Genomic DNA, 20,337 nt, shown 5'->3' on the forward strand with positions numbered 1-20,337 from the left:
ACGTGGCATGCGGCACCAACATGTCCAGCGCCGCGCGCACAGCGAGGAATACTTGTGCTCCGCAAAACCGGAAGAATGCTGGGAAATTCTGGGATCTGCGACACCGGGTATGGACGGAGGGATACTCTGCGGTGGATCAATACTCTCCGTGGGGAGAATTCACAGAAAGGCGGCTAAGCACGTGTCAATCCAGCTACTGGACGCGCCTGACCCACTTCGCATTGCGGTTCTTGCGCATCTGCACCATCCAATCCGCGCACCTTTTGCCGGCGGGATGGAAGCGCATACCGCGCATCTGGTCTCGGATCTCAGTTCGCGCGGACACCATGTCACGCTGTTCGCCAAAGCAGGCAGTGAAGCGCTTTCCCCGCGAGCCACGCTTCGGATCCATCCGGTGATCTCCGGGACTTTCGAGGTCCGGGGATATCCGGATGACCATCTTAAAAATGCGCAGCACCGGAAGCTGGACGGTGCGATGAAGTCAGCGGTAGAGCATGTTCGCGCCGGTGATTTTGACGTGGTCATCAATAATTCGCTCAGTCCAATACCGCACGCGCATTTGCAGGGAATGGCTGTCCTGCACATTCTCCACACCCCTCCGCTTCCCAGGATTACCTCGCTGCTGGACAAGCAGAAAACCGATGAGCGGCACCGTTTCGCTACGGTTTCGGCCGTTAATGCCAGGGCATGGCGCCGCTGGCTGCCGCAGCTGGAGATCATCCCCAATGGAATTAACATGGAATTCTGGGGAAACCAGCCCCATGCCGAGGTCAGTGCGGGAACCGCGGCCTGGACCGGACGCATCACCCCGGAGAAAGGCACGCATCTGGCCATCGCTGCGGCCCGGGCGAACAATCTGCGATTGGCAATGGCCGGGCCCATCCAGGACCGGGAATACTTTAATGAGCTGATCGCCCCGTCCCTGGCCGAGGACGCCAGATACCTGGGGCATCTGCCGCAAGAGGAACTGCGGCAGCTCATTGGCTCCAGCGAGGTGTTCATCTCCTCGCCGCTGTGGGAAGAGCCCTTCGGACTGACCACACTTGAGGCGATGGCCTGTGGCACCCCGGTCGCCGCCCTGCCGGCCGGGGCCATGGCAGAACTGATCGGAACGACCGGCGGCGCGCTCGCCACTGCGCGGACCGCCGCGGCGCTTGGCCACGCCGTGGCAAGGGCCTTGGCCATGGACCGCCAGAAGGTGCGCGAACGTGCCGCGGGTTTTTCGCGTGAACTGATGATTGAAGCCTATGAATCCCTGCTCGCGCAGATCGCTGCGCCCCTGGCGCTTCGAGGCCGGGAATCATGAGCGCACCGCGGATTTCCTACTATGCCCACCACGTGGGTTCCGGCCACCTGCGCCATGCCCGCAGGATCATCGACGCCTCCGTCTTCGAGGTGCAGGTCACCAGCACCGGGCCGAACCGAGGGACGCTGCTGCCGGCTGGGACAAATTACGTCTCCTTAACCGCAGATGTGCACCCGGAGCAAACGAACCAACCGGCCGCGGGCGGATACCTGCATTACGCGCCGGTGGGCAGACACATCACCGAGCGCTTCGCCACGCTGAACCAGGCATGGAAGCGGTTTGCCCCCGATCTGGTGATGGTCGATGTATCGGTGGAAGTAGCACTCTTCGCCAAGCTCAGCGGCTACCGCGTGGCGATGCGGCGCATGCCGGGAAAACGCAGCGATAAGGCGCATGCCATGGCCTACGACATCGTTGACGCTCTTTTTGCCTACTATCCGCAGGAACTGGAAGATGCAGGTCATCTGGAGCGGTACGCGCATAAAAGCCACTATCTGGCGGTGCCGCGCCCCGCCACGAATTTGGCAGAGAGCCAGGATTCCAGCGGATCTGCCGATGCTGGAACACTGCCGGGCAAGGTGGTAGTGCAGACCTCGCTCGGTTCTTCCATCGGGCAAGCGGACATTGTCCGGGCAGCGGCCTGCGCCAGTCAATGGTCCTGGGAAGTGCTCGGGTCGGTAAACCCGGACGGTTCAAGGATCCCGGAGAATCTGCGATTCCATGGGGTGGTGCCGGATCCAGCACCCTTCCTTGCCCAGGCCACGGTAGTGATCACCTCATCCGGGCATAACGCGGTTTCTGCCGCGGCGGCCTGTGGCAGGCCAGTGCTGCTGATACCCGAAGAACGGCCCTTCGACGAACAGCGCTGCTATGCATCAATGCTGCAGCGAGCCACCGGGTGCTTGATGCTCGACTCGTGGCAGAGCCCCGCTAACTGGAACATGATCCTCGAGCAGACGGCACAGACTGACAGCTTCGCACTGGCCCGGGCCCTGTTCATTGACCCGGAGGAATTCACCGGACGGCTTCGGTCTATGGCCGGGGACCTAGTGGCAGGGATAAGCAGATGCTAATAGGGTTCCAGGCTGTGTGCCTGCTCGATTTCGCTAACGGTGGGATGGCGCAGGATCTGCAACGGCTCAGCCTCAGCGTTCCAGTTGATCAGACCCAGTTGCTGGAAGGAAGCGAGCCATCCTTGCATAGGCCAGATTCCCCAGCGCTGCCGGAAAATCTTGGCATTCTGGACGATGTCCGCAAAATGGTCCAGCGGCGGCTTGTACACTCCGTGGTGCTGGTGGAAGATGACCGCGCTGCTGAAAGTCACCGCAAGATCCTGTGCACGCGCGGCCAGGGCGAAATCGGTGTCTTCGCCTCCGTAGCCGCCGTAGCCGGTGTTGAATCCGCCAAGCCGCGCGAAGTCCCGGGCGTGGATGGCGAATCCCAAGGACCAGAACATCTCGTGATGGTCGCAGGGAGTGTTGCGTGGAAGATCTGCCCGCGCGTGGTGCGCGACCGAAAGTTCGGCAAGCCGCTGATCGGCAGGCGTGGGCCCGGATTCCAAAGGCTGGCGCAGATAGCGCGGTTCGGCCATCACCAGCCCGCGGTGCTCTGCCAAGGCTTCGAGCAGTTCGGACAAAGCAGGTTGCGCGGGGATGCAATCGACATCCAGGAACACCAGCCGTTCCGAGCGTGCAGTGTACGCTGCAGCATTGCGGGCGCGGGCCAGCGGAAGTCCGCTTTCGTGCGGCAAGGAAGGCAGATGGATAATCCGCAGCCCAAGCGTGCAGGCCACCGGCTCAGGCCGCGGATCATCCATGTACACCACCACCACTTCCTGCGGCCGACAGGTGCTGCGTTGCACCCCGTCTAGCAGCCGCTGCAGGTGGCCGGCGCGGCCATGGGCAATCACCAAAACTGAAAATTCCATGTTGTTCTTCGGCTCCCTGGCACTTACCCGGCTCTGCCGGGCAGATGGACAAATCCGTACGGCTCGACATTACTCAAAAGAACACTCGCAAAGCAGGATCCATCATGACTTCTCAGATTACGTCCAACATCATCCGCGTCGCTTCGGTACCCAGCGACCAGATCTACATCCGCCACCTGGAATCCTGCCACGGCCAGCCGCGCCCGCAGATTCTGCGGTTGCCGGATCCGGTGCCTGCCCGGGGTCCGCGCAGCGGACAATCGCCGTGGTGGCCGCCGGTCATGCTCAGCGCCCCATGGGTCCGGGACCATCGTGACTCTTTTGACCTGATGCATGTCCACTTCGGTTTTGATGCGCTGGATCCCCAGCAGCTTCGCGAAACCATGGCAGAGTTGCGCCGCTGGGGCAAGCCGCTGGTATATACCGTGCACGACTTGATCAATCCGCACCAACCGGATTCGGCCGCGCATCTGGCCTTGCTGGATGTGCTCATCACCGGTGCAGATGAGCTGATCACCTTGACCGACGGGGCAGCGGCCGCGATTGCTGCCCAATGGGGCCGGCAAACTCATGTGCTGCCACATCCTCATGTGCTGGACTTTGCAGTGATGGAGCGGATTCGCCAGAGCCGGGAAAAGCAGCGGGCACAGGATCCGCAGCGTCTGAGGCGGGTGGGTGTGCATTTGAAGGGGCTGCGCGCCAATATTTCTCCGGCGATCCTCGAACCGCTGGCGCGGATTGTCGCGGAAATCCCGAACGTGGTACTGCAAGTTAATATCCACCGCCAGGTGCTGGATCCAGATAGCAGCGAATACCGCGAGGAGCTGGCACGGCTGCTCACCGGCGGCCAGCTGGAAGGAAAATGGGAGTTGGTTTCCCACGAGTACTTCAGCCACGAGGAGCTGTGCGAGTATTTTGCTTCTCTGGACGTCAACGTCTTGCCTTATCAGTTCGGGACGCATTCGGGCTGGCTCGAAGCCGCTTTGGACGCCGGGACGGCGGTGGTTGTTCCCTTGTGCGGCCAGTATGCAGGTCAGCATCCCTCGCTGGCCGCGTACCGCTGGAACGCGGACCAAGTCGAGGAGGAGTCGCTGCGTGCCGCAGTGCGCCGGCAGGTCGGTCTGGCTTTCATTCCGGGCATGGGGGCCGCCGAACGCCAAGAGCAACGCGAAGCGCTGGCCGAAGCCCATCAACGCATCTATTCGACTTTGCTGGGCAGACGCAAGACATTGCCTCAAACCGGCTCCAGTGCCGCCGGTGCTCGGTGATCTGCGCGACTAGCTTCCGAGCAATGCCGGCGGTTGCTTCGATTCGCAGCGGTGTGTGGACCTGCTAGCTGGCAATCCACTGAGTACGGCTTTGCACGGCGCTGAAAATCTGTAGCGTGGAAAGCGACCTGAACATCCCGATTCCAAGGAGCTGAAGCATGGCCAACGAAGAGGTAGACAAAGTTATCGGCATCATCAACGATGTGCGCATCGGCATGGTCGCGACCCAGAGCCAAGGGCGTCTGGTCAGCCGTCCGCTGACGGTCATCGACGTGAAGGAAGACGGAGATCTATGGTTCTTCTCTACCGCGCAGTCGGATATCGTTCGTGAATTCGAGACGCAGGACCTGGTGAACGTCTCGTTCTCCGGAAACAAGGAGTGGGTCTCGGTCAGCGGACGCGCATCGGTGGTGCGCGACGTGGCGAAGAAAAAGGAGCTATGGAATCCCATGGTAGAAACCTTTGCCACCGATGGCCCGGAATCGCCGGATACGGTGCTGCTGCGCGTGGATTCCGAATCCGCGGAGTACTGGAAGAATCCAGGTGGCGCAGCAAGCCTGGTCGCCGGGTGGGTGAAGCATAAACTCACCGGCAAGAATGCCGAGCCGGGGGATTCGAACACCGTGCAGCTATAGCCGTGTGAACACCTTCTCACCGCATTGATCCATAACACTAACGGCCTCCGATTCCCGCGAGGGTTCGGAGGCCGTTGCCGCTTAGTGCGCTAGGCAGGAGGTCATCGCGCTTCCAGCGGTGGTGCCTTCGCCAAGGCTTAAAGGCTGGCTACCAAAGGGGTAGACATGCACATGGCGCCCCATGATCCGAAGATCCATGGGGCGCCATGTGCGGGGCAACTACTTCGTCAGGTCGTCTTTGACATCCTTGGCAGCGTCCTTGACGTTTTCGCCAGCCTGCTTGGTGTGCGCAGCCGCCTGGTCCTTGGCGCCCTCGGCCTGCAGACTTTCGTTGTCAGTTGCATCGCCAATCGATTCCTTGGCTTTTCCAGATACTTCCTGAGCCTTGTTCTGGATTTTATCTCCGATACCCATGGTCACTACCTCCTGTTTGGATCTGGTACTTACAATTTGAACTATAGAACTAATCGCACATCCGCTGTTTTAAACTGAATACCAGCTGGGAACCAGCGGCTCCCAGGGCGGATAAGCCTGGTGATCTTTACTTCCGGTCCTTCACGCGCAACCCAAAACGTGGGCTTGAGCTAGCCCTTTGCACCATCGGCACGTAAAAGGCGTATGGTGTAAGCAAGTTTTATTTACCAGCATTCAACGCACGGCGGAGTCAACGCAATGACCGATATCAATCTCGACTTGGCGCTATCCAAGTCCCAAATTTCAGACCTTGTTAATGCCTTGGAAGATCACCGCGACGATTTTCTGCGTAAGGCAGTCGAAGCCCAAAATGGCTTCGGACTGGATCCCGAGTACTGGGAGTCCCGGGCAGGAGAAATCGACGCGACATTGCTGACCGTGCGATCCGCTATCAGGATGAGCATCGGCCAGGACTAGCTTTTTGAGGTTCATGAGCAGCGAATTTCCGGCATGCGTGCGAGCGTTGCCTGCCGCTGATGCCGGTATTGCCAGGTTCTAAAGGCGTGTGGAGGTCCGCTGATACACGGTAGCCTGCTGGAATTCCGAGGGGTCAAAGACCGGCAGTATATGGGCGACCGCGCTGTATTTCCAGTAGCGGATTCTGAACGTCGCCATGCCGCTGAGTTCCAGAGCATCAACAAAATTTCCGAAGGACATACTGCGTGCCGATTCCTCGACGACCTTCAGCGCGGCGGAAGTCTCGGAGACGTGGATAAAACGCAGGTCTTGGGAATCCTCGTCGACCATCGCGACAAGTACGGCGCCCGGATGTACCGACACGAGTCCCATGACATCTTCCAATGGCTCCGTGGGCAGAGTCATCACGATCGCCATGCCTTCTTTCCAGCCGTGGCGTGCAAGATACTTCCGGCCCTCGCGCGAGTCCAGTAAAAGGGCCACGCGCTCAGCGGTTTTGGATCTGACGATACGTCCGGGCATTAGAACTACCTCCACTTGTGAACGATATTTCGAGTGCTCCCCATGGTGTGCCGCGAAAACACCCACTGCCATCGACGAAGGAATTCCTGCGCCGGCTACCGGTGAATCTGGCACCGCCTTGAATGTAGCAGGTGTGGCACGGTTCATATTTAAGTGGTTAATCCTTCTCAGATTATTCACAGCCATAGAGCGGCTCGTCACCAGATCGACTTGAGCGCGACCCAATCGGAAGCACCCTTATCAGGGGCCTATCAGCTTGCTCCATGTCCCGGGCGATTGCTCTACACTGGCCCGAAAGTGCAGGAGGATATTCATGCGACAAAGGCCAGTGAAATTCGGTCCAACGCCCGGATGCGCGGACTCGGAACCAGAAACTGCGTGGTGGCCAGCCGGGCCGTCAATACTCGAAGCCGCCGGCGAATGCCAAGGCAACCCAGCCACCGTGCTCCGGGCGCTGGCACGCGCCACGGTGGATCCGCCGGTACCTGGACAGGGAAGCACCGTTCAATTATGGGAATTCCTCGCCTCGCTTGGCGCCATCGACTTGGTGGCCGCGCGCAGCGTGGAACCGCACTTCGATGCCGCAGCCATCCTGGGCGAAGCGGGCAAGCCGTGGCAGCCGAGTCAAACGTGGGGTGTCTATGCGGCCGAAGGTCCCGGCAGCACACTGGAGGCCACCGCAGATGATCACGGTCAATGGGAGCTGAACGGGGTTAAGCCATGGTGTTCGCTCGCAGGCCAGATTTCCCATGCACTGATCAGCGCGCACACTGCCCAAGGGCGCAGGCTGTTCACCGTGCAGCTGGACCAGCCCGGCATCCAGGTCGAAACCGGCAATTGGATCAGCCGTGGCATGGCCCGGCTGCCCAGCGGGTCGGTGCGCTTTGCCTCGGTGCAGGCAAAGCCGGTAGGCCCGGCTGGCTGGTATCTGGAACGCGCGGGCTTCGCCGTAGGCGGGGCCGGCGTGGCGGCATGCTGGTTCGGGGGAGCAATCGGAATCTTCCGCCACCTGCTGGAGAGCTCCACCAAGAGAGAACCAGATCAACTGGCGCTGGCCTGGCTCGGCGAAGCTGACCGGCTGCTGGCCGGCGGTGCCCAGGTACTGCATCATGCGGCCGGACTAGCCGACAGCGGTGCACTTGACGCAATGCATGCAGCCCGAGTGCGCGGTCACATCGCCCAGCTATGCGGACGGGTCCTGCAGATCAGTGCCGAAGCAACCGGGCCAGGCCCGTTGGCAACAGATGAAAACCACGCACGGCGCGTGGCCGACCTGGGGATCTATGTACGCCAGCACCATGGGGCCCGCGACGACGCGGCACTGGGACGGATGGTTTATCAGCAGCATGCTCAAGCAGGTGCACGGCCATGGTGACATTCAGCCACACTGATCAAGGCACCGCGGCCGCGCAATGGAATGCCCATGGCTTGAAAGACCTGGAGCAGCTGGATCTTTCCCGGGTATTTACGCAAGGCACCAAGCTGGTAGTCCTGGCAGCGCATCCAGATGACGAGACGCTCGGTGCAGGCGGACTGATCCACCAAGCGGTGAAAATGGGCATCGAGGTGACGGTCCTGGCCTGCACCTCAGGCGAGGCGTCGCATCCGGAATCTGCCACGCATTCGCCGGCCCAATTGGCCGCCGTGCGTGATGCAGAACTTGGGCAGGCCATGGCGCTGCTGCGCGCTGAGGCCAAGGCAAGCGGTGCAGTGCACTTGCGCTGCCTTCGGTTGCCCGATGGCCACTTGCCTTCGCACGCCACCGAGATAGAGGCAGCGCTGCGCGAAATCAGCGAAGGCGGGCCCTGTGTGGTAGCCAGTACTTACCGCAGTGACGGGCACCCCGATCATGAGGTACTAGGTCGCCTTGCAGCGAAAATCTGTGCCGAGCTGTCCTTTTGCCTTCTGGAATTTCCCATCTGGTACTGGCATTGGGCTGCCCCGGGCACCGAGGTGCGCTGGCGGCATTGGACCCAGCTTTCCTTGGATGAACAAACGGTGCAGGCCAAACGCCGGGCGCTGGCCGCGCACACATCCCAAACGCAGCCGCTATCGAGCCTGCCCGGGGATGAGGTGCTGCTCGATAGCCAATTTCTGGAGCACTTCCACGGCCCGCGGGAAATCTTCCGGCTTACCTGGCCAGGCGACAAGGATGCGGCTGCCGCCTCCCAGGTGTTTGATGAGCTGTATGCCCAGCGGCCGGACCCGTGGAACTACAAGGACAGCCACTACGAGCAGCGCAAGCAAGAAATCATGATGGCCTCGCTACCGCGCCGCCGCTATCGCTCCGTCCTGGAATTAGGGTGTTCCATTGGAATGCAAACGGCCGCGTTGGCTACGCGAAGCGGCCAATTGCTGGCTGTTGATGCCAGCGCCGAGGCACTGGCCCACGCAGGCGAGCAGGTGACCGGCATGGAACATGTGAGCCTGCGCCAAGCGACGTTGCCGGGGCAATGGCCGCACTGCGACCCCGGATCAATGGACTTGGTGGTGCTCAGCGAAATTGGCTACTTCTTGGCCGCGGATGAATTAGCCGAAGTTCTCCAGCACTGTGCCACGGTGCTTGAACCCGGCGGCGAACTGGTGCTGTGCCACTGGCTGCATCCCATTGAAGGCTGGCCGCTGGATGGAAAAGCCGTGCATCGTATGGCCGGCGCGTGGAATTGGGAAGCCGCAGTAGTCCATCAGGAACAAGATTTCTTGCTTGAAATACTGCGCAAGCCGGCAGGCCGCCATGGGTCGTAATACGTTAGACGCCATCGCCGTCGTTGTTCCGGCGCACAATGAGGCTGACCATGTTGACGGGTGCCTTCGGTCGCTGGGATCTGCCATGGAGCGTTTTGCCTCAACCCATCCGGAAGTACTTGTGACAGTGACCTTCGTATTGGATTCGTGCACCGATAAAACTTCGGAAATAATCCAGCGCCATGGCGCCGCCGACCCGCGGATTGCAGGACTTTGTGTCCAGCATCGCAATGTCGGTGCCAGCCGTGCTGCTGGCGTGCGGCACGCGGTGAATGAACTGGCTCCGCTCGCCAGCGGCGGCTCACTTTGGGTTGCTTGCACCGATGCAGATACCCGGGTTCCGGAGCATTGGCTGGATTCCATTGCCAGATACCACGCGGCCGGAGCGGATGCAGTCACCGGAACCGTCGAACCGGATCGCCGAGAGCTGGATCCTGGCATCTTTGCGCTGTGGCAGGCAGCCTACCGGCCGGTCGACGGGCATCACCACATCCATGGAGCCAACTTCGCGGTCAGCGCCGCGGCCTATGAGGCGGTGGGTGGTTTTCAACCGTTGGAGGCAGGGGAGGATATTGCGCTGGTCAGCGCACTGCGCCACGCCGGGTACCGGGTGGATGCCTCGGCGGCGCTGCACGCGGTGACTTCAGGTCGGTTGCGCGGCAGGCTCCGCGAGGGTTTCGCGGATTATTTGGCCACCTTGGCGGGCCACGGCACCCGCGTCGGCTCGCGGGCCGGCAAATGAAAGCTGGACGGGCGCCGGAAAATGATCCGGCGCCCGTCCGGCCTCAGGTGTTGTCCTAGTGCTTGGCAGCCTTGAGCTTCAAGTTCCGTGTCCAACGCTTCGTCAACGCCTGGATGCAGGCGGCGCTCGCACCGGAGATCACCGCGAATGCCACGACCTTGCCCAGCGTCGCTTGCTGCTGTTTGTCCGGGTTTGCCAGCGACGGAGGCTGCTCGCCGGTGGCCTTTTTCCAGACGCTGCCCACCACTTTGGCACCCAGCCAACCGGTGATCAGCGAGGCGAGGGTTCCGAGCAATTTGACGATGATTTTCATGAGTTTTCCTTCCGTAGGTTACTGATGGTCAAAATTTTTAGGGGTGCTCCCAGGTAACTTCGTCGGGAGACTTCTCCGCACGCCAGCCGCGCCACACCGGATGGCGCAGCCGGCCTTCCCGGGTCAACTCGCTGTAGCGCACTTCGGCCACAAATTTCGGGGTGACCCAGTGGGCATCGCGGCGATGATCGGCAGGAATCTGCTGAACTGCCGGGGTCTTGCGGATCACGGTGTCGAGCCGATGACGTGCCGTTGACAATTGCTTGTCGCTGAAACCGGTACCGACGCGTCCCACATAGCGCAATTGTCCATTCTCAGGTACTGCCAGCAGCAGCGAGCCGAGACTGCCGGAGCGTGAACCGTTGCCTTCGCGCCAGCCGATGACCACAACTTCCTGATGCAGTTCATGCTTGAGCTTCAGCCAGTTGCGGCTGCGCTTGCCCATGTCGTACCGGCTATCGGTTTCCTTGGCCATCACGCCTTCAAGGCCCAGCTCGCGGCTCGTTTCCAGCGCAGCGTCCAGGGGGCCGGGATGCGCCTGCGGGATTTTCACATGATTGTCAACGGACACTTGTGCTTGAAGCCGCTGGCGGCGTTCATGATAAGGCAGTCCCGTGAGGTCCTGCATCCGCCCTGACTCCGGATCGGGAAGCGCAATCGCGTCGAAGAGCAACAGCTGGACCGCAGGTAACTCCTTGGGTGCCCGCAGCGACTTGCGGCTCGCGGAAAGCCGTTGCTGCAGCAAGGAGAAATCTGGACGGCCGGCAGAATTGAGGGCTACTATCTCGCCGTCGAGAATGGATCCGGCAGGTGCCAAACGGGTCAGCTGCGCCAGCTCGGGGAAATGAGCACTCAGATCTTTTCCATTGCGGCTGGACAGGAAGACGCTGTCCTCACCCACGGTGGCCAGCGCCCGGTAACCATCCCATTTCATTTCAAAGCTCCAACCTGTGGCTGCGCCCAGCTCATTGGGTTCGCCGATGCTCGCCAGCATCGGGGCGGGCGAAAAATCCTTGCCCAGGTCTGCTGGCTTACGTCTGGCGGTTTCTTCGGCACGGACCGAACGTGGCGGCGCTACGCGGGTACCGGGCTCCGGTTGCTCACGCATCAGCTGCAGCAGCCAGTTCTTCTTCTCGCCCATACCCTGCGCGCGCACGAGCGCAAAGCGGCGGGGGACCCCGACCAGCCCGCCGTCTTCGCGCCCGTGAAGGACCGCGATGACTTCCTTGTCTTCGCACCATTTTTCTATGACGCAGCTGCCAGCATCCCAGATGCTCACCTCTCCGGCACCGTATTCTCCCTTGGGAATGCTGCCGTCAAAACTTCCGTAAGACAGGGGGTGGTCCTCGGTCATCACGGCGAGCCGCCGGATTCCTTCGGCCAGCGGCGGGCCCTTGGGAACAGCCCAGGAGACCAGCACACCGTCGTGTTCCAAGCGGAAGTCCCAGTGCAGGCGGCGTGCATGGTGTTCTTGAATCACGAATGACAAGGCGGCCACGCCGCGGTCCGCAAGCCGGTCTTCAAATTCGGGCACGGGTTCCGGAGTGCGCTGTGCGTCGCGCTTGGATCGGTAGGTCTCCAACCTGTCGGTTGTCCGCGGGGCCAAGGCAGCCAGTGGCGCCAGGGGTTCGAGCCCGGAATCCATGCGTTCAAGGACTTCGCGGAAATCCAGCTGCGCCAGCTTGGGATCCGCAATTTCGTCCCACGTGCGCGGGGCTGCGACCGTCGGATGCAACCTGCCGCGCAGCGAGTAGGGGCAGATGGTAGTTTTCGCTGCGTTGTTCTGGCTCCAGTCCACCAGGACCTTGTTCTCGCGCAGCGAGCGTTTCATGCTGGACACCACCAGATCCGGATGTTCGCGCTGCAATGAGAGCGCCAGCTCCTTGGCGACCGCCGAGATCTGCTCGGAGGTGTGCGTTCCATCCAGCGCGGCATACAGGTGGATGCCTTTGGAACCGGAAGTGACCGGATAGCATTCCATGTCCATGCCTTCCAGGATCTCCCGGCAGAGCAGCGCCACCTGGGCGCACTGGGCCAATCCCGCCCCGGGTCCGGGGTCCAAGTCCAAGACCAGCCGGTCGGGGTTCTGCGGTTGCAGTGAGCTGTCAAATTTCCACTGCGGGACATGCACTTCCAAGGCGGCGACCTGGCCCAGCCACGCTAGTACGGCCGGTTCGTTGACCAGCGGGTAAACACTCACACCGCTCCTGTGGGTGATGCTGGCCGTGGGGATCCAGCTTGGGGCGGAATCTTCCAGATCCTTGCGGAAGAACACAGCACCGGGAGCGGCTTCGGTGCCCACGCCATCAACCCAGCGTTTGCGGGTCGCCGGACGCCACATGGCATGAGGGATCAGTGAGCTCGCCACCCGGGCATAATAATCGAGCACTTCGCCCTTGGTGGTTCCGGTACTGGGATACATGACCTTATCCAGGCTGCTCACCTTCAAGGTGCGCCCTTGGACCGATACTGTTTGCCCGTTCTTGCCCATCTGCCGCTCCTTTGCCTACCAAGCCCAATGTGCCTTAGCCAGCGGCCATATTCCAGTATTCCTAGGAAGCTTTGTGTTTTGATCTGGAGTAATCCGCGGAAACTGGCAATACCGCGCAGCCATTGCCATGGCCGCGGGGTATCTGGTTCACTCGACCCATGAGGGCTATCTGGACAGGATCCATTGCATTCGGACTCGTAAACGTCCCGGTCAAGGCTTATGGGGCAACGAGCGACCACGATATCGACCTGCATCAGGTCCACGAGAAAGACGGAGGGCGGATCCGCTATCAACGGCGCTGCGAAATCTGCGGGGAGAAAGTCTCCTACAAGGACATCGACAAGGCCTATGACGATGGCGAGCAAACCGTGGTGCTAACCGATGAAGAGATGGATGCCCTGCCGGCGGAGAAGAGCAGAGAAATCGAAGTGGTCCAATTTGTTCCGGCCGCACAAATTGATCCGCTGACTCTGGAGCGCAGCTACTATCTGGAAGCCGATTCGAAATCCCCGAAGGCCTATGAACTGCTGCGGCGCACCTTGGAAGACACGGAGAAAACCGCGATCGTCAGGTTTGCGCTACGCCAGAAAACACGCTTGGGCGTGCTGCGCGTGCGCGACAAAGTGCTGGTGCTGCAGGCCATGATGTGGGCTGATGAAATCCGGGCCGCCGACTTTGCAGTGCCGGAAACATCGCCTCGGATCAGTGCCCAAGAACTGAAAATGTCTGCCTCGCTGGTTGAGCAGTTCAGCGCCGACTTCACCCCGGAAGATTTCGAGGATGACTATCAGGTGCAGCTGCGCACGCTGATCGAGGCGAAGCTCGCCGAGGGCGAGGCACTGGACACCGATGCAACGTTCGGCCAGCAAGAATCCGGCGAGGATTCCGGGGGAGAGGTCATCGATCTGATGGAAGCACTTAAACGCAGCATCGACTCGAAGTCTTCGAAAAGCAGCCAGGCGAAACCGGCCAAGGAAAAACCGGCCAAGGAAAAAGCAGCCAAGGCCAAGCCGGCGAAAAAATCTCCGGCCAAAAAGTCCACGTCCAAGAAGTCCAAGTCCGCCAAGACGGGCAGTTCCACGGCAAAGAAAACCGAGAAGGCCCCAACGACTCAAAAGAAGAAGAAGGCCTCCTCGGCAACGGACAAACGCAAAGAAGCCTAAGGGGTCATGACCACCTTGATGCATTTGTCGTGTTTCTTCTGGAAGGTCTCGTACATCTGCGGACCCTGTTCCAAGGAGACCTGATGGGTCACCAGATCATCGAGACCCAGCGGATCCTGGGGGTCCTCGGTGAAAGGCATGAGCGTTTCGGTCCACGAGCGCACATTGCACTGGCCTTGGCGCAGCTGGATTTGCTTGTCGAACATTTCCAGCATAGGCATCGGAGTAGCCGCGCCTGAATAGACGCCGCTGAGCGAGACCGTCCCGCCGCGGCGAACCGCCGAGATCGCTGCATGGAGCACCACGGTACGGTCCACCGACATGTTCTCCATGGCTTTCTGCGCAACGACATCCGGCAGCAGCCCGGTGGCTGACTGCAGCAACGCCGCGCCGGGGGAGCCGTGAGCTTCCATGCCGACCGCGTCCAACACGGCATCCGGACCGCGCCCGGTGATTCCGCGCAATTCACCGACGGTGTCCTTGGCAAAGTCCAGCGTCTTGATGCCGTGGCGCGAGGCCATGGCACGGCGTTCGGCTACCGGATCAATGCCGATGACCTCGTACCCCAGATGCGTGCCAATGCGCGCGGCGAGCTGTCCTACCGGCCCCAGGCCGAAGACGGCCAGCGTGCCGCCGTCGGGAACATTGGCGTACTGCACGCCCTGCCATGCGGTAGGCAGAATGTCCGAGAGGAATAGGTAGCGGTGATCGGGCAGCTCGTGGCCGACCTTGATGGCACCGTAATCGGCATGCGGGACGCGCAGGAACTCGGCTTGGCCACCGGGCACCCGGCCGTAGAGCTCGGAGTATCCGAAGAATGCAGCCCCCTTGCCGAACTCGCGTACCTGAGTGGTTTCGCACTGGGACTGCAAGCCGCGCTGGCACATCCAGCAATGCCCGCAGGAAATATTGAAGGGAATGACTACGCGGTCCCCGGCCTTGAGGCCGGTGACCTCGTTGCCTACTTCCTCGACGATTCCCATGGCTTCATGGCCCAGTACATCACCGGAATGCATGTAAGGTCCAAGCAACTCGTAGAGGTGGAGATCCGAACCGCAGATGGCGGTCGAGGTGATGCGCACCAGCGCATCTTTGGGGTCCTGGATCCGTGCATCCGGAACCTCGGTGTAGGAAACGCTGCGTTTGCCCTGCCACGTCAGTGCTTTCATATGTCTGCCTCCTAAAACTTCATGGGAAAGTTATTCGGTTTCGTATTGGTCCTTGGTTGAGGGATCCAGATCAGGATCAGCGCCGATAGCCGGCTCTTGATCAGCAGGTAGGCCCGCTCCGGCGTCCGAGGACTCTTCTTCACCGACTCCTGGCTTGTCCGGGGCGTCGAACCGGTCCTTGATTTCCTCGAATTTTTCTTTTGCCTTATCCATGAACGACATGTTTTGTCCTTATCTTGAGAAGGGGCGTGCGCAAGCGCGCTAGCCGCTGGATATCACCGACACTTCCAGAGCTCGCGCACTGGCACAAGAGTGAACGCGTTGGCATTACCTGTGAATTTCAAAGTCCGGAATTTCGGGGTTTTTTGGCCGGTTTTGGCCTTTGAATCTGCGAACTTGCTGGAAGTCTTTGGCTTGAGCCGGGCCGAATCTCTAGGGTGTTGCTCAGCGCGCCCTAGCGCTCAACCAATTCGGAGGTGCGCCATGGACAAGACCGAGACTGATACACGCACAGTCGGTCTGCTTGCAGATCCCGGCATCGCGCAATCGCTGGCGAACCGGGTGGCCAGCAGGCTGGAAACGGTGCTGAACGAAAAATATGAAGACGGGACTCGATGGGTGATCAAGGTCGATCCGGTGTCGCTGCCCATGAACGAATCTGGCCAGGTGATTGTCAATAAGCACGTGGCCAGGTTGCGCGAGAAGTACGGATGGGAATTCGTGATCTACCTGACCGACGTGCCGCAGTATGAGCGAGGTCAGCCCGTGCGCTCTATTATTAACGAGGCACACGGCGCCGCCACCTTGGTGCTGCCCAGCATGGGGGTGCCGCGGCGGCGTGCGGTAGTCAGATTTTTTGTGCAGGCTTTGCAAGAGCTAGTCGGCGGAGGAAAGCCGCCGACCCGGCCTACCTCGCTGGGCCGGGTCTTAAGTGTTCAAGTGCGTATCGAGGACTCCGCTGACTCGGGGGACCACTATGACAGCATTGAAGGCTTGCGCGGACGGGTGCTGCTCGTTGTTGGCATGATCCTCAGCAACCGGCCGTGGCGCTTAGTGCCACGGCTTTCCTCGGCGTTGGCGGGCGCGGCAGCCACCGGAGCATTCGGTGTGTTCTATACGAGCATCTGGTCCATGGCCGATTACCTCAGCTTCAGGCGACTGGTGCTGATCACGGTGGTGAGCATCTTGGTGCTCACCACCTGGCTGCTGTTCCACAACCGCTTGTGGGAGCGCCCCAAAGGGGCACGGCGGCGGGAGAAACTGCTGCTTTACAATATCGCCACGGTGTTCACGGTCGCGTTGGCGGCCGCGGCCATGTACGCCCTATTGTTCATCGCATTACTGGTCGGTTCGCTCGTGGTCATTGATCAGGCATTCTTATCTTTTGAACTGGATCATGAAGCAACTATGAGCGAATACCTGAACCTCGCGTGGCTGGCGGCTTCTCTAGGCACCTTGGGCGGCGCTATCGGTTCAAGCTTTGATGAGGTCAAGTCGGTGCAGCGCGCTACCTTCAGCCACCGCGAATTCGAGCGGCGGAATATCGAGTTTGGATCCTCCGACGCTGAAGAGCCCTGAGTCTTTACGGGAAAATACCAGCGTCTTGGAGGCGAGCAACAGGAATCTGGCAATCTCCTTAGTGTCCGTGCAGCGAGAAAATCGGGGGCGTAGCCTCGTATCTTGAAAGCGGGACGAAAGAATAACCCAGCAGGGCCCACACAGGCAGGAGGCAATCGCATGCCTAATCAAATCCTTCATCTTTCCTTGACCAAAGATCAGCTCGCCGACTTGGTGAACGCACTGGAAGACTATCGTGATGATTTCCGCACCAAGGCGGCGGACGCTACGCGGGGATTCGGGTTGGACAAGGCTTACTGGGACTCCCGGGTGGCGGAGGTCCAGCTGGTTCTGGAGCTGGTGTCAGTTTCTGGCAGGCTCAATAGGCATTAGCCGCCGCAGACGACGGCTAATGCCTATTAAGCAGAGGCAGATGCCGCTTAGCTTTCTCCCGAAATTTTGGCCTGTTCAGGCTGAGGGAAAGAATGCGCCTCGTAGTCAAAGACCGGAATAGTGTGGGCCACCGCGCTGTACTTCCAGTACTTCACGCGGAACATCGACATTCCGGCACGCTCTGCCTGCTCGAACAGGTTGTTGATCGCGTGATCTTGTCGGCACGGTTCGACCACCATCAGGGCTGGCGACGGCTCGGAAATATGCAGAAATCTCAAGTCATCGGTGCTCGGCTCAGTCATAGCCACGAGCACAGGCCCCTGATGCACTGAAACCAGCCCCATGACATCATCCAGCTTTTCTGACGGCTGCGTCATGATCACAGGCATTCCCGGCTTCCAGCCGAATGCCGCGAGATGTTCTCTTCCTTTTCTTGATCCCAGCAACTGTGCGACACGATGCGCGGTCTGGGACCTGACTAGCCGGCCTGGCATGTGAACTACCCTCCACTTCTAGACGATACTTCCAAAAATACTTGAGCAGTGCTGCGCACGCTCCGGTTCACCGAGGCAGGACATGTGCCTGCAAAGGGAATCAACAGGAGCATGGCAAGAAATTATCACTTGCGACGCAAAATTTCTGACTCAGTTCCCGAATTCTCAGGTAATTCTCAGGTTGTATCGCAACTAGTCAGCAGTGCGTTCAGTCCCAGAATAGTTTCGAGCTCGAATGATCCTGGGTATTCACTGGCCGAAGTGCTCGCGAGCCAAATCCAGCACCGCTTTGTCGCCGCCTGATAACCACGCCGAACGCTGGCGCTGGGTCCCGGTGCCGTTTTCCTGCCACTTGGCCACCGCGGCCTGCACCCGGCTTTCATCCCCATTGGCCCGCAGGGCGCCGGAGGCATAGCCCAGCAGCGTTCCTACGTGATCCATGGCTGGGACATTTTCACCCGTACTAGCCTCAAGCAGCTTGCCCCGCAGCCCAGATCTGGCTGCCTGCCAGAGGGCAAGCTGGAGCGCCTCGGAAGAAGCTGTCGGCGGCACCGGCGGGTGATCGAGCACAGTATCCACCACCGCGCGGACTAGAACCGCCAGCGCCACAGCTTCACCGCTGGTCATCTGCACATCGCTGGCCCGGATTTCAATCGTGGGGAACTTCTCCGAGAGCCGTGCGCTCCAGCCGATATGCCCCGCGTCCAGCAGCGATTCCGAGCCAAGCAGCAGTTGTTGATGGCTTCGATAACTCGCGGCATCAGGAAAATGAGGCGGAATCCCATTGATGGACCAGCGCCGATACTGGATGGTGCGCCACGAGGCGAAGCCGGTATCCTGCCCGCGCCAGAACGGGGAATTGCTGCTCATCGCGATCAGTGCCGGCAGCCAGGGCCGAAGCCCATTGAGCGCGCGCACCCCGGATTGGAGATCCGGGATGCCGATATGGATATGCATTCCGCTGAGGTAGTGCTCGGCGGCCAGTCCCGGAACCAGTTGCTGGACCAAATCGTAGCGCCGGGCGTCCGTGATCCGTGCCGGCCGGGCAGGCAAGGCCGGTGGCGTACCCAGCGCCGCGGGAAAGACCCCGATCTGCTGGCACCGTGCCTGCAGCAGCTGCCTGGTGGCACGCAATTGCTCCACAGCCAGCTCGGCATCCTGGAAGACTGCCGTCGCGATCTCGATTTGCGCCGCCAGGAACTCGGTCTGCACATTGCCCGGATGCACCTGCGCATTAAGTTCGAGCAGCTGTGTGGATTCTTCCGGGTTCAGTGGGGCCAAGCTGTAGGTGTGCGCGTCAAAGAGGAAAAATTCCTCCTCGATGCCAAAAGTTCTGGACACTATGCGCCTTCGTTCCGGGGGACGGGCAATTGAGGTGCCGGCGTCGCTGCAGCGCGCAACTTAGCTGTTCTTCTCGAAGCCATTGAGCTTGTGCGAACCATCGCAGTACGGCTTGACCGCCGAGGCTCCGCACCGGCACAGGGCAACGGTGCCGCGGGTGCGCGGGACCGGTTGGCCCGCGGCATCAAGAATCTCAAAATCTCCGCGCACCAGCAACGGTCCGCGCGGGCAGACCACAATGCTTGCCTCCGGCTCGGACGCGCTCATCTGGACAGCTCCCCGGCGCGCAGCGAGCTGCGCCCTTGGTCCCAAGCATCCATTTGCCAGCGGCCGAGCAGCTCGTCCATGAAGCACACCGCGCGGGCTCCGAAGAACACGGCTGGGCCAAGCTGCGGATCGGCTTCAATCAGCCCGCCGGCCAGATCGCGGCCGGCGATCTGTTCATGGACCGCGTCGGCCTCCACATGCTCGTCGAAATATTCGGTCACCTCGGTGCCGAACCCCAGACGGCGCAGCCCCCGCGCATAGCGCGAACTGGGAATCGATGAAGTCATTTCGTAAATGGCCAGGTGTCCTGCAATGGCGCCGCGCAGCCGGCGGTGCAAACCGAAGAGCGACATCATGTTAACCGAAGCCAAGGTGATCGCCGGAATGGCGTTGATGTATGCGCCGAAGCCGGTGTCAAGGCCGAGCCCCGCCATGGTCTGGGCGAAGAGTTCGCTATGCATTTTGCCCGGCCGCCCACTGCCGTACTCGTCGAATTGGATCTCCACCAGAGCGGACTTGCCCCGGCCAGTGAGCCGGGGGATGGCCCAGGTATGCGGGTCCGCTTCTTTCAACTGGTAAATGGACTTCTGGATGAGGAACTGCTGCACCTGCTCGATGCTGGCGTGACGCGAGACGAAGTCGGCGACTGAGGGTCCTTCCGAGGAATTTGCCAGCTCGAAGAGCTCCATCGCGACGTCCTCGGCCGTGCCGGGAACTTTCGGGATACTGCCGACGGCTTCGCGCAGCCGGGATTCAAAGGCGGCTTCCAGCCGGGCACGGAACGCGAGTAATCCCGGATGCCACTCCCACCGGTCGCTGACCTCATCGAAGCCTGCATAGTGCAATTCGTACAGGGCAAAAAGACACAGCTGCAGGTCTTCGTCATAGAGGATATCGGTATCTGGCAATGCCAGCGTGGCTGCCTCATTGAGTCCCTGCAAATCAGGTGAGAGATCGTCCTGTCCGAGGATTTCGAACAGCAGGGCGCTAGCCGGTCCGCGGTGCGCTGGAAGTTTCATGGGTCCATTCCTCACGTGCTACAGGGATTGTTGGAACACAGCCTAGAACAATGTGCCATCACCGTTTGATTCCTCCCACCGGCTCCCGGAATTC

General features: G+C 60.6%; 22 protein-coding genes. 11 read left to right on the forward strand and 11 right to left on the reverse strand.

Features of this window, described 5'->3' with window-relative positions; genetic code table 11:
- The first annotated feature begins 181 nt into the window (after positions 1–181).
- Together ACX5K5_RS07270 and ACX5K5_RS07275 are read left to right on the forward strand one after the other, a co-directional pair.
- Positions 182–1,306 (forward strand): glycosyltransferase, encoded by a 1,125-nt coding sequence (locus ACX5K5_RS07270; RefSeq protein WP_443451382.1) that lies wholly within the window; start codon positions 182–184, stop codon positions 1,304–1,306.
- Positions 1,303–2,379 carry a hypothetical protein gene (locus ACX5K5_RS07275; RefSeq protein ID WP_459175337.1) on the forward strand — a complete coding sequence of 359 codons (1,077 nt, stop codon included), beginning with the start codon at positions 1,303–1,305 and terminating at the stop codon, positions 2,377–2,379. The genes ACX5K5_RS07270 and ACX5K5_RS07275 overlap by 4 nt, the downstream gene beginning before the upstream one ends.
- Here the strand turns inward: ACX5K5_RS07275 and ACX5K5_RS07280 are convergent.
- The gene (locus ACX5K5_RS07280; protein ID WP_096254973.1) at positions 2,376–3,233 is read right to left on the reverse strand and encodes a glycosyltransferase family 2 protein; all 858 of its coding nucleotides are present in this window, start codon (positions 3,231–3,233) and stop codon (positions 2,376–2,378) included. The genes ACX5K5_RS07275 and ACX5K5_RS07280 overlap by 4 nt on opposite strands.
- A 104-nt stretch (positions 3,234–3,337) precedes the next feature.
- Between ACX5K5_RS07280 and ACX5K5_RS07285 the strand changes: the two genes are divergently transcribed.
- Positions 3,338–4,501: a glycosyltransferase family protein gene (locus ACX5K5_RS07285; protein WP_459175338.1), complete on the forward strand. Its 1,164-nt coding sequence runs from the start codon at positions 3,338–3,340 to the stop codon at positions 4,499–4,501.
- Between the two features lie 158 nt (positions 4,502–4,659).
- Complete coding sequence (locus ACX5K5_RS07290) at positions 4,660–5,136, forward strand: pyridoxamine 5'-phosphate oxidase family protein (RefSeq protein WP_096254975.1); 477 nt, start codon at positions 4,660–4,662, stop codon at positions 5,134–5,136.
- A gap of 219 nt (positions 5,137–5,355) precedes the next feature.
- On the opposite strand, the gene ACX5K5_RS07295 is transcribed toward ACX5K5_RS07290, so the two are convergent.
- Complete coding sequence (locus tag ACX5K5_RS07295; RefSeq protein WP_096254976.1) at positions 5,356–5,550, reverse strand: CsbD family protein; 195 nt, start codon at positions 5,548–5,550, stop codon at positions 5,356–5,358.
- A 258-nt stretch (positions 5,551–5,808) separates the two neighbouring features.
- On the opposite strand from ACX5K5_RS07295, the gene ACX5K5_RS07300 reads away from it, so the two are divergent.
- Positions 5,809–6,027 (forward strand): hypothetical protein, encoded by a 219-nt coding sequence (locus tag ACX5K5_RS07300; protein ID WP_096254977.1) that lies wholly within the window; start codon positions 5,809–5,811, stop codon positions 6,025–6,027.
- A 78-nt stretch (positions 6,028–6,105) separates the two neighbouring features.
- Here the strand turns inward: ACX5K5_RS07300 and ACX5K5_RS07305 are convergent, their stop codons facing one another.
- Complete coding sequence (locus tag ACX5K5_RS07305; protein WP_459175339.1) at positions 6,106–6,696, reverse strand: hypothetical protein; 591 nt, start codon at positions 6,694–6,696, stop codon at positions 6,106–6,108.
- 166 nt (positions 6,697–6,862) lie between these two features.
- Here ACX5K5_RS07305 and ACX5K5_RS07310 point away from each other — a divergent pair, with 166 nt between their 5' ends.
- Genes ACX5K5_RS07310 through ACX5K5_RS07320 form a run of 3 tightly spaced genes read left to right on the forward strand, consistent with a single transcriptional unit; the run spans position 6,863 to position 10,036 of the window.
- The gene (locus tag ACX5K5_RS07310; RefSeq protein ID WP_459175340.1) at positions 6,863–7,924 is read left to right on the forward strand and encodes an acyl-CoA dehydrogenase family protein; all 1,062 of its coding nucleotides are present in this window, start codon (positions 6,863–6,865) and stop codon (positions 7,922–7,924) included.
- The gene (locus tag ACX5K5_RS07315; RefSeq protein WP_459175341.1) at positions 7,918–9,294 is read left to right on the forward strand and encodes a PIG-L family deacetylase; all 1,377 of its coding nucleotides are present in this window, start codon (positions 7,918–7,920) and stop codon (positions 9,292–9,294) included. Before ACX5K5_RS07310 ends, ACX5K5_RS07315 begins: the two co-directional genes overlap by 7 nt.
- Complete coding sequence (locus ACX5K5_RS07320; RefSeq protein ID WP_459175342.1) at positions 9,284–10,036, forward strand: glycosyltransferase family 2 protein; 753 nt, start codon at positions 9,284–9,286, stop codon at positions 10,034–10,036. Before ACX5K5_RS07315 ends, ACX5K5_RS07320 begins: the two co-directional genes overlap by 11 nt.
- A gap of 55 nt (positions 10,037–10,091) precedes the next feature.
- Here ACX5K5_RS07320 and ACX5K5_RS07325 read toward each other — a convergent pair whose 3' ends face one another.
- Together ACX5K5_RS07325 and ACX5K5_RS07330 are read right to left on the reverse strand one after the other, a co-directional pair.
- Positions 10,092–10,349: a DUF4235 domain-containing protein gene (locus tag ACX5K5_RS07325; RefSeq protein WP_443461450.1), complete on the reverse strand. Its 258-nt coding sequence runs from the start codon at positions 10,347–10,349 to the stop codon at positions 10,092–10,094.
- A gap of 37 nt (positions 10,350–10,386) precedes the next feature.
- Complete coding sequence (locus tag ACX5K5_RS07330; protein ID WP_459175343.1) at positions 10,387–12,840, reverse strand: ATP-dependent DNA ligase; 2,454 nt, start codon at positions 12,838–12,840, stop codon at positions 10,387–10,389.
- Positions 12,841–12,998: 158 nt separating this feature from the next.
- Between ACX5K5_RS07330 and ku the strand changes: the two genes are divergently transcribed.
- On the forward strand, positions 12,999–14,003 hold the full coding sequence (gene ku, locus ACX5K5_RS07335) for a non-homologous end joining protein Ku (RefSeq protein WP_459175344.1): 1,005 nt from the start codon (positions 12,999–13,001) through the stop codon (positions 14,001–14,003).
- On the opposite strand, the gene ACX5K5_RS07340 is transcribed toward ku, so the two are convergent.
- Complete coding sequence (locus tag ACX5K5_RS07340; protein WP_459175345.1) at positions 14,000–15,172, reverse strand: alcohol dehydrogenase catalytic domain-containing protein; 1,173 nt, start codon at positions 15,170–15,172, stop codon at positions 14,000–14,002. The two genes, ku and ACX5K5_RS07340, sit on opposite strands and share 4 nt — an antisense overlap.
- Before the next feature lie 30 nt (positions 15,173–15,202).
- Positions 15,203–15,394, reverse strand: coding sequence for a hypothetical protein (locus tag ACX5K5_RS07345; RefSeq protein ID WP_096254984.1), 192 nt, complete (start codon positions 15,392–15,394; stop codon positions 15,203–15,205).
- Between the two features lie 261 nt (positions 15,395–15,655).
- On the opposite strand from ACX5K5_RS07345, the gene ACX5K5_RS07350 reads away from it, so the two are divergent.
- Both ACX5K5_RS07350 and ACX5K5_RS07355 read left to right on the forward strand, forming a co-directional pair.
- A complete protein-coding gene (locus ACX5K5_RS07350) occupies positions 15,656–16,750 on the forward strand; it encodes a hypothetical protein (RefSeq protein WP_459175346.1) in 1,095 nt (364 codons plus the stop codon).
- A 159-nt stretch (positions 16,751–16,909) separates the two neighbouring features.
- Positions 16,910–17,122: a hypothetical protein gene (locus tag ACX5K5_RS07355; protein ID WP_096254986.1), complete on the forward strand. Its 213-nt coding sequence runs from the start codon at positions 16,910–16,912 to the stop codon at positions 17,120–17,122.
- Positions 17,123–17,169: 47 nt separating this feature from the next.
- On the opposite strand, the gene ACX5K5_RS07360 is transcribed toward ACX5K5_RS07355, so the two are convergent.
- From ACX5K5_RS07360 to ACX5K5_RS07375, 4 genes are all read right to left on the reverse strand, one after another.
- Positions 17,170–17,511 (reverse strand): hypothetical protein, encoded by a 342-nt coding sequence (locus ACX5K5_RS07360; protein ID WP_229677093.1) that lies wholly within the window; start codon positions 17,509–17,511, stop codon positions 17,170–17,172.
- Between the two features lie 354 nt (positions 17,512–17,865).
- Positions 17,866–18,957 carry a carboxylate-amine ligase gene (locus tag ACX5K5_RS07365; protein WP_459175347.1) on the reverse strand — a complete coding sequence of 364 codons (1,092 nt, stop codon included), beginning with the start codon at positions 18,955–18,957 and terminating at the stop codon, positions 17,866–17,868.
- A 60-nt stretch (positions 18,958–19,017) separates the two neighbouring features.
- Positions 19,018–19,224, reverse strand: coding sequence for a CDGSH iron-sulfur domain-containing protein (locus ACX5K5_RS07370; RefSeq protein ID WP_346059147.1), 207 nt, complete (start codon positions 19,222–19,224; stop codon positions 19,018–19,020).
- Positions 19,221–20,243: an iron-containing redox enzyme family protein gene (locus tag ACX5K5_RS07375; RefSeq protein ID WP_346059146.1), complete on the reverse strand. Its 1,023-nt coding sequence runs from the start codon at positions 20,241–20,243 to the stop codon at positions 19,221–19,223. The genes ACX5K5_RS07370 and ACX5K5_RS07375 overlap by 4 nt, the downstream gene beginning before the upstream one ends.
- Positions 20,244–20,337: the final 94 nt, after the last annotated feature.

Source organism: Glutamicibacter bergerei (assembly GCF_054495185.1).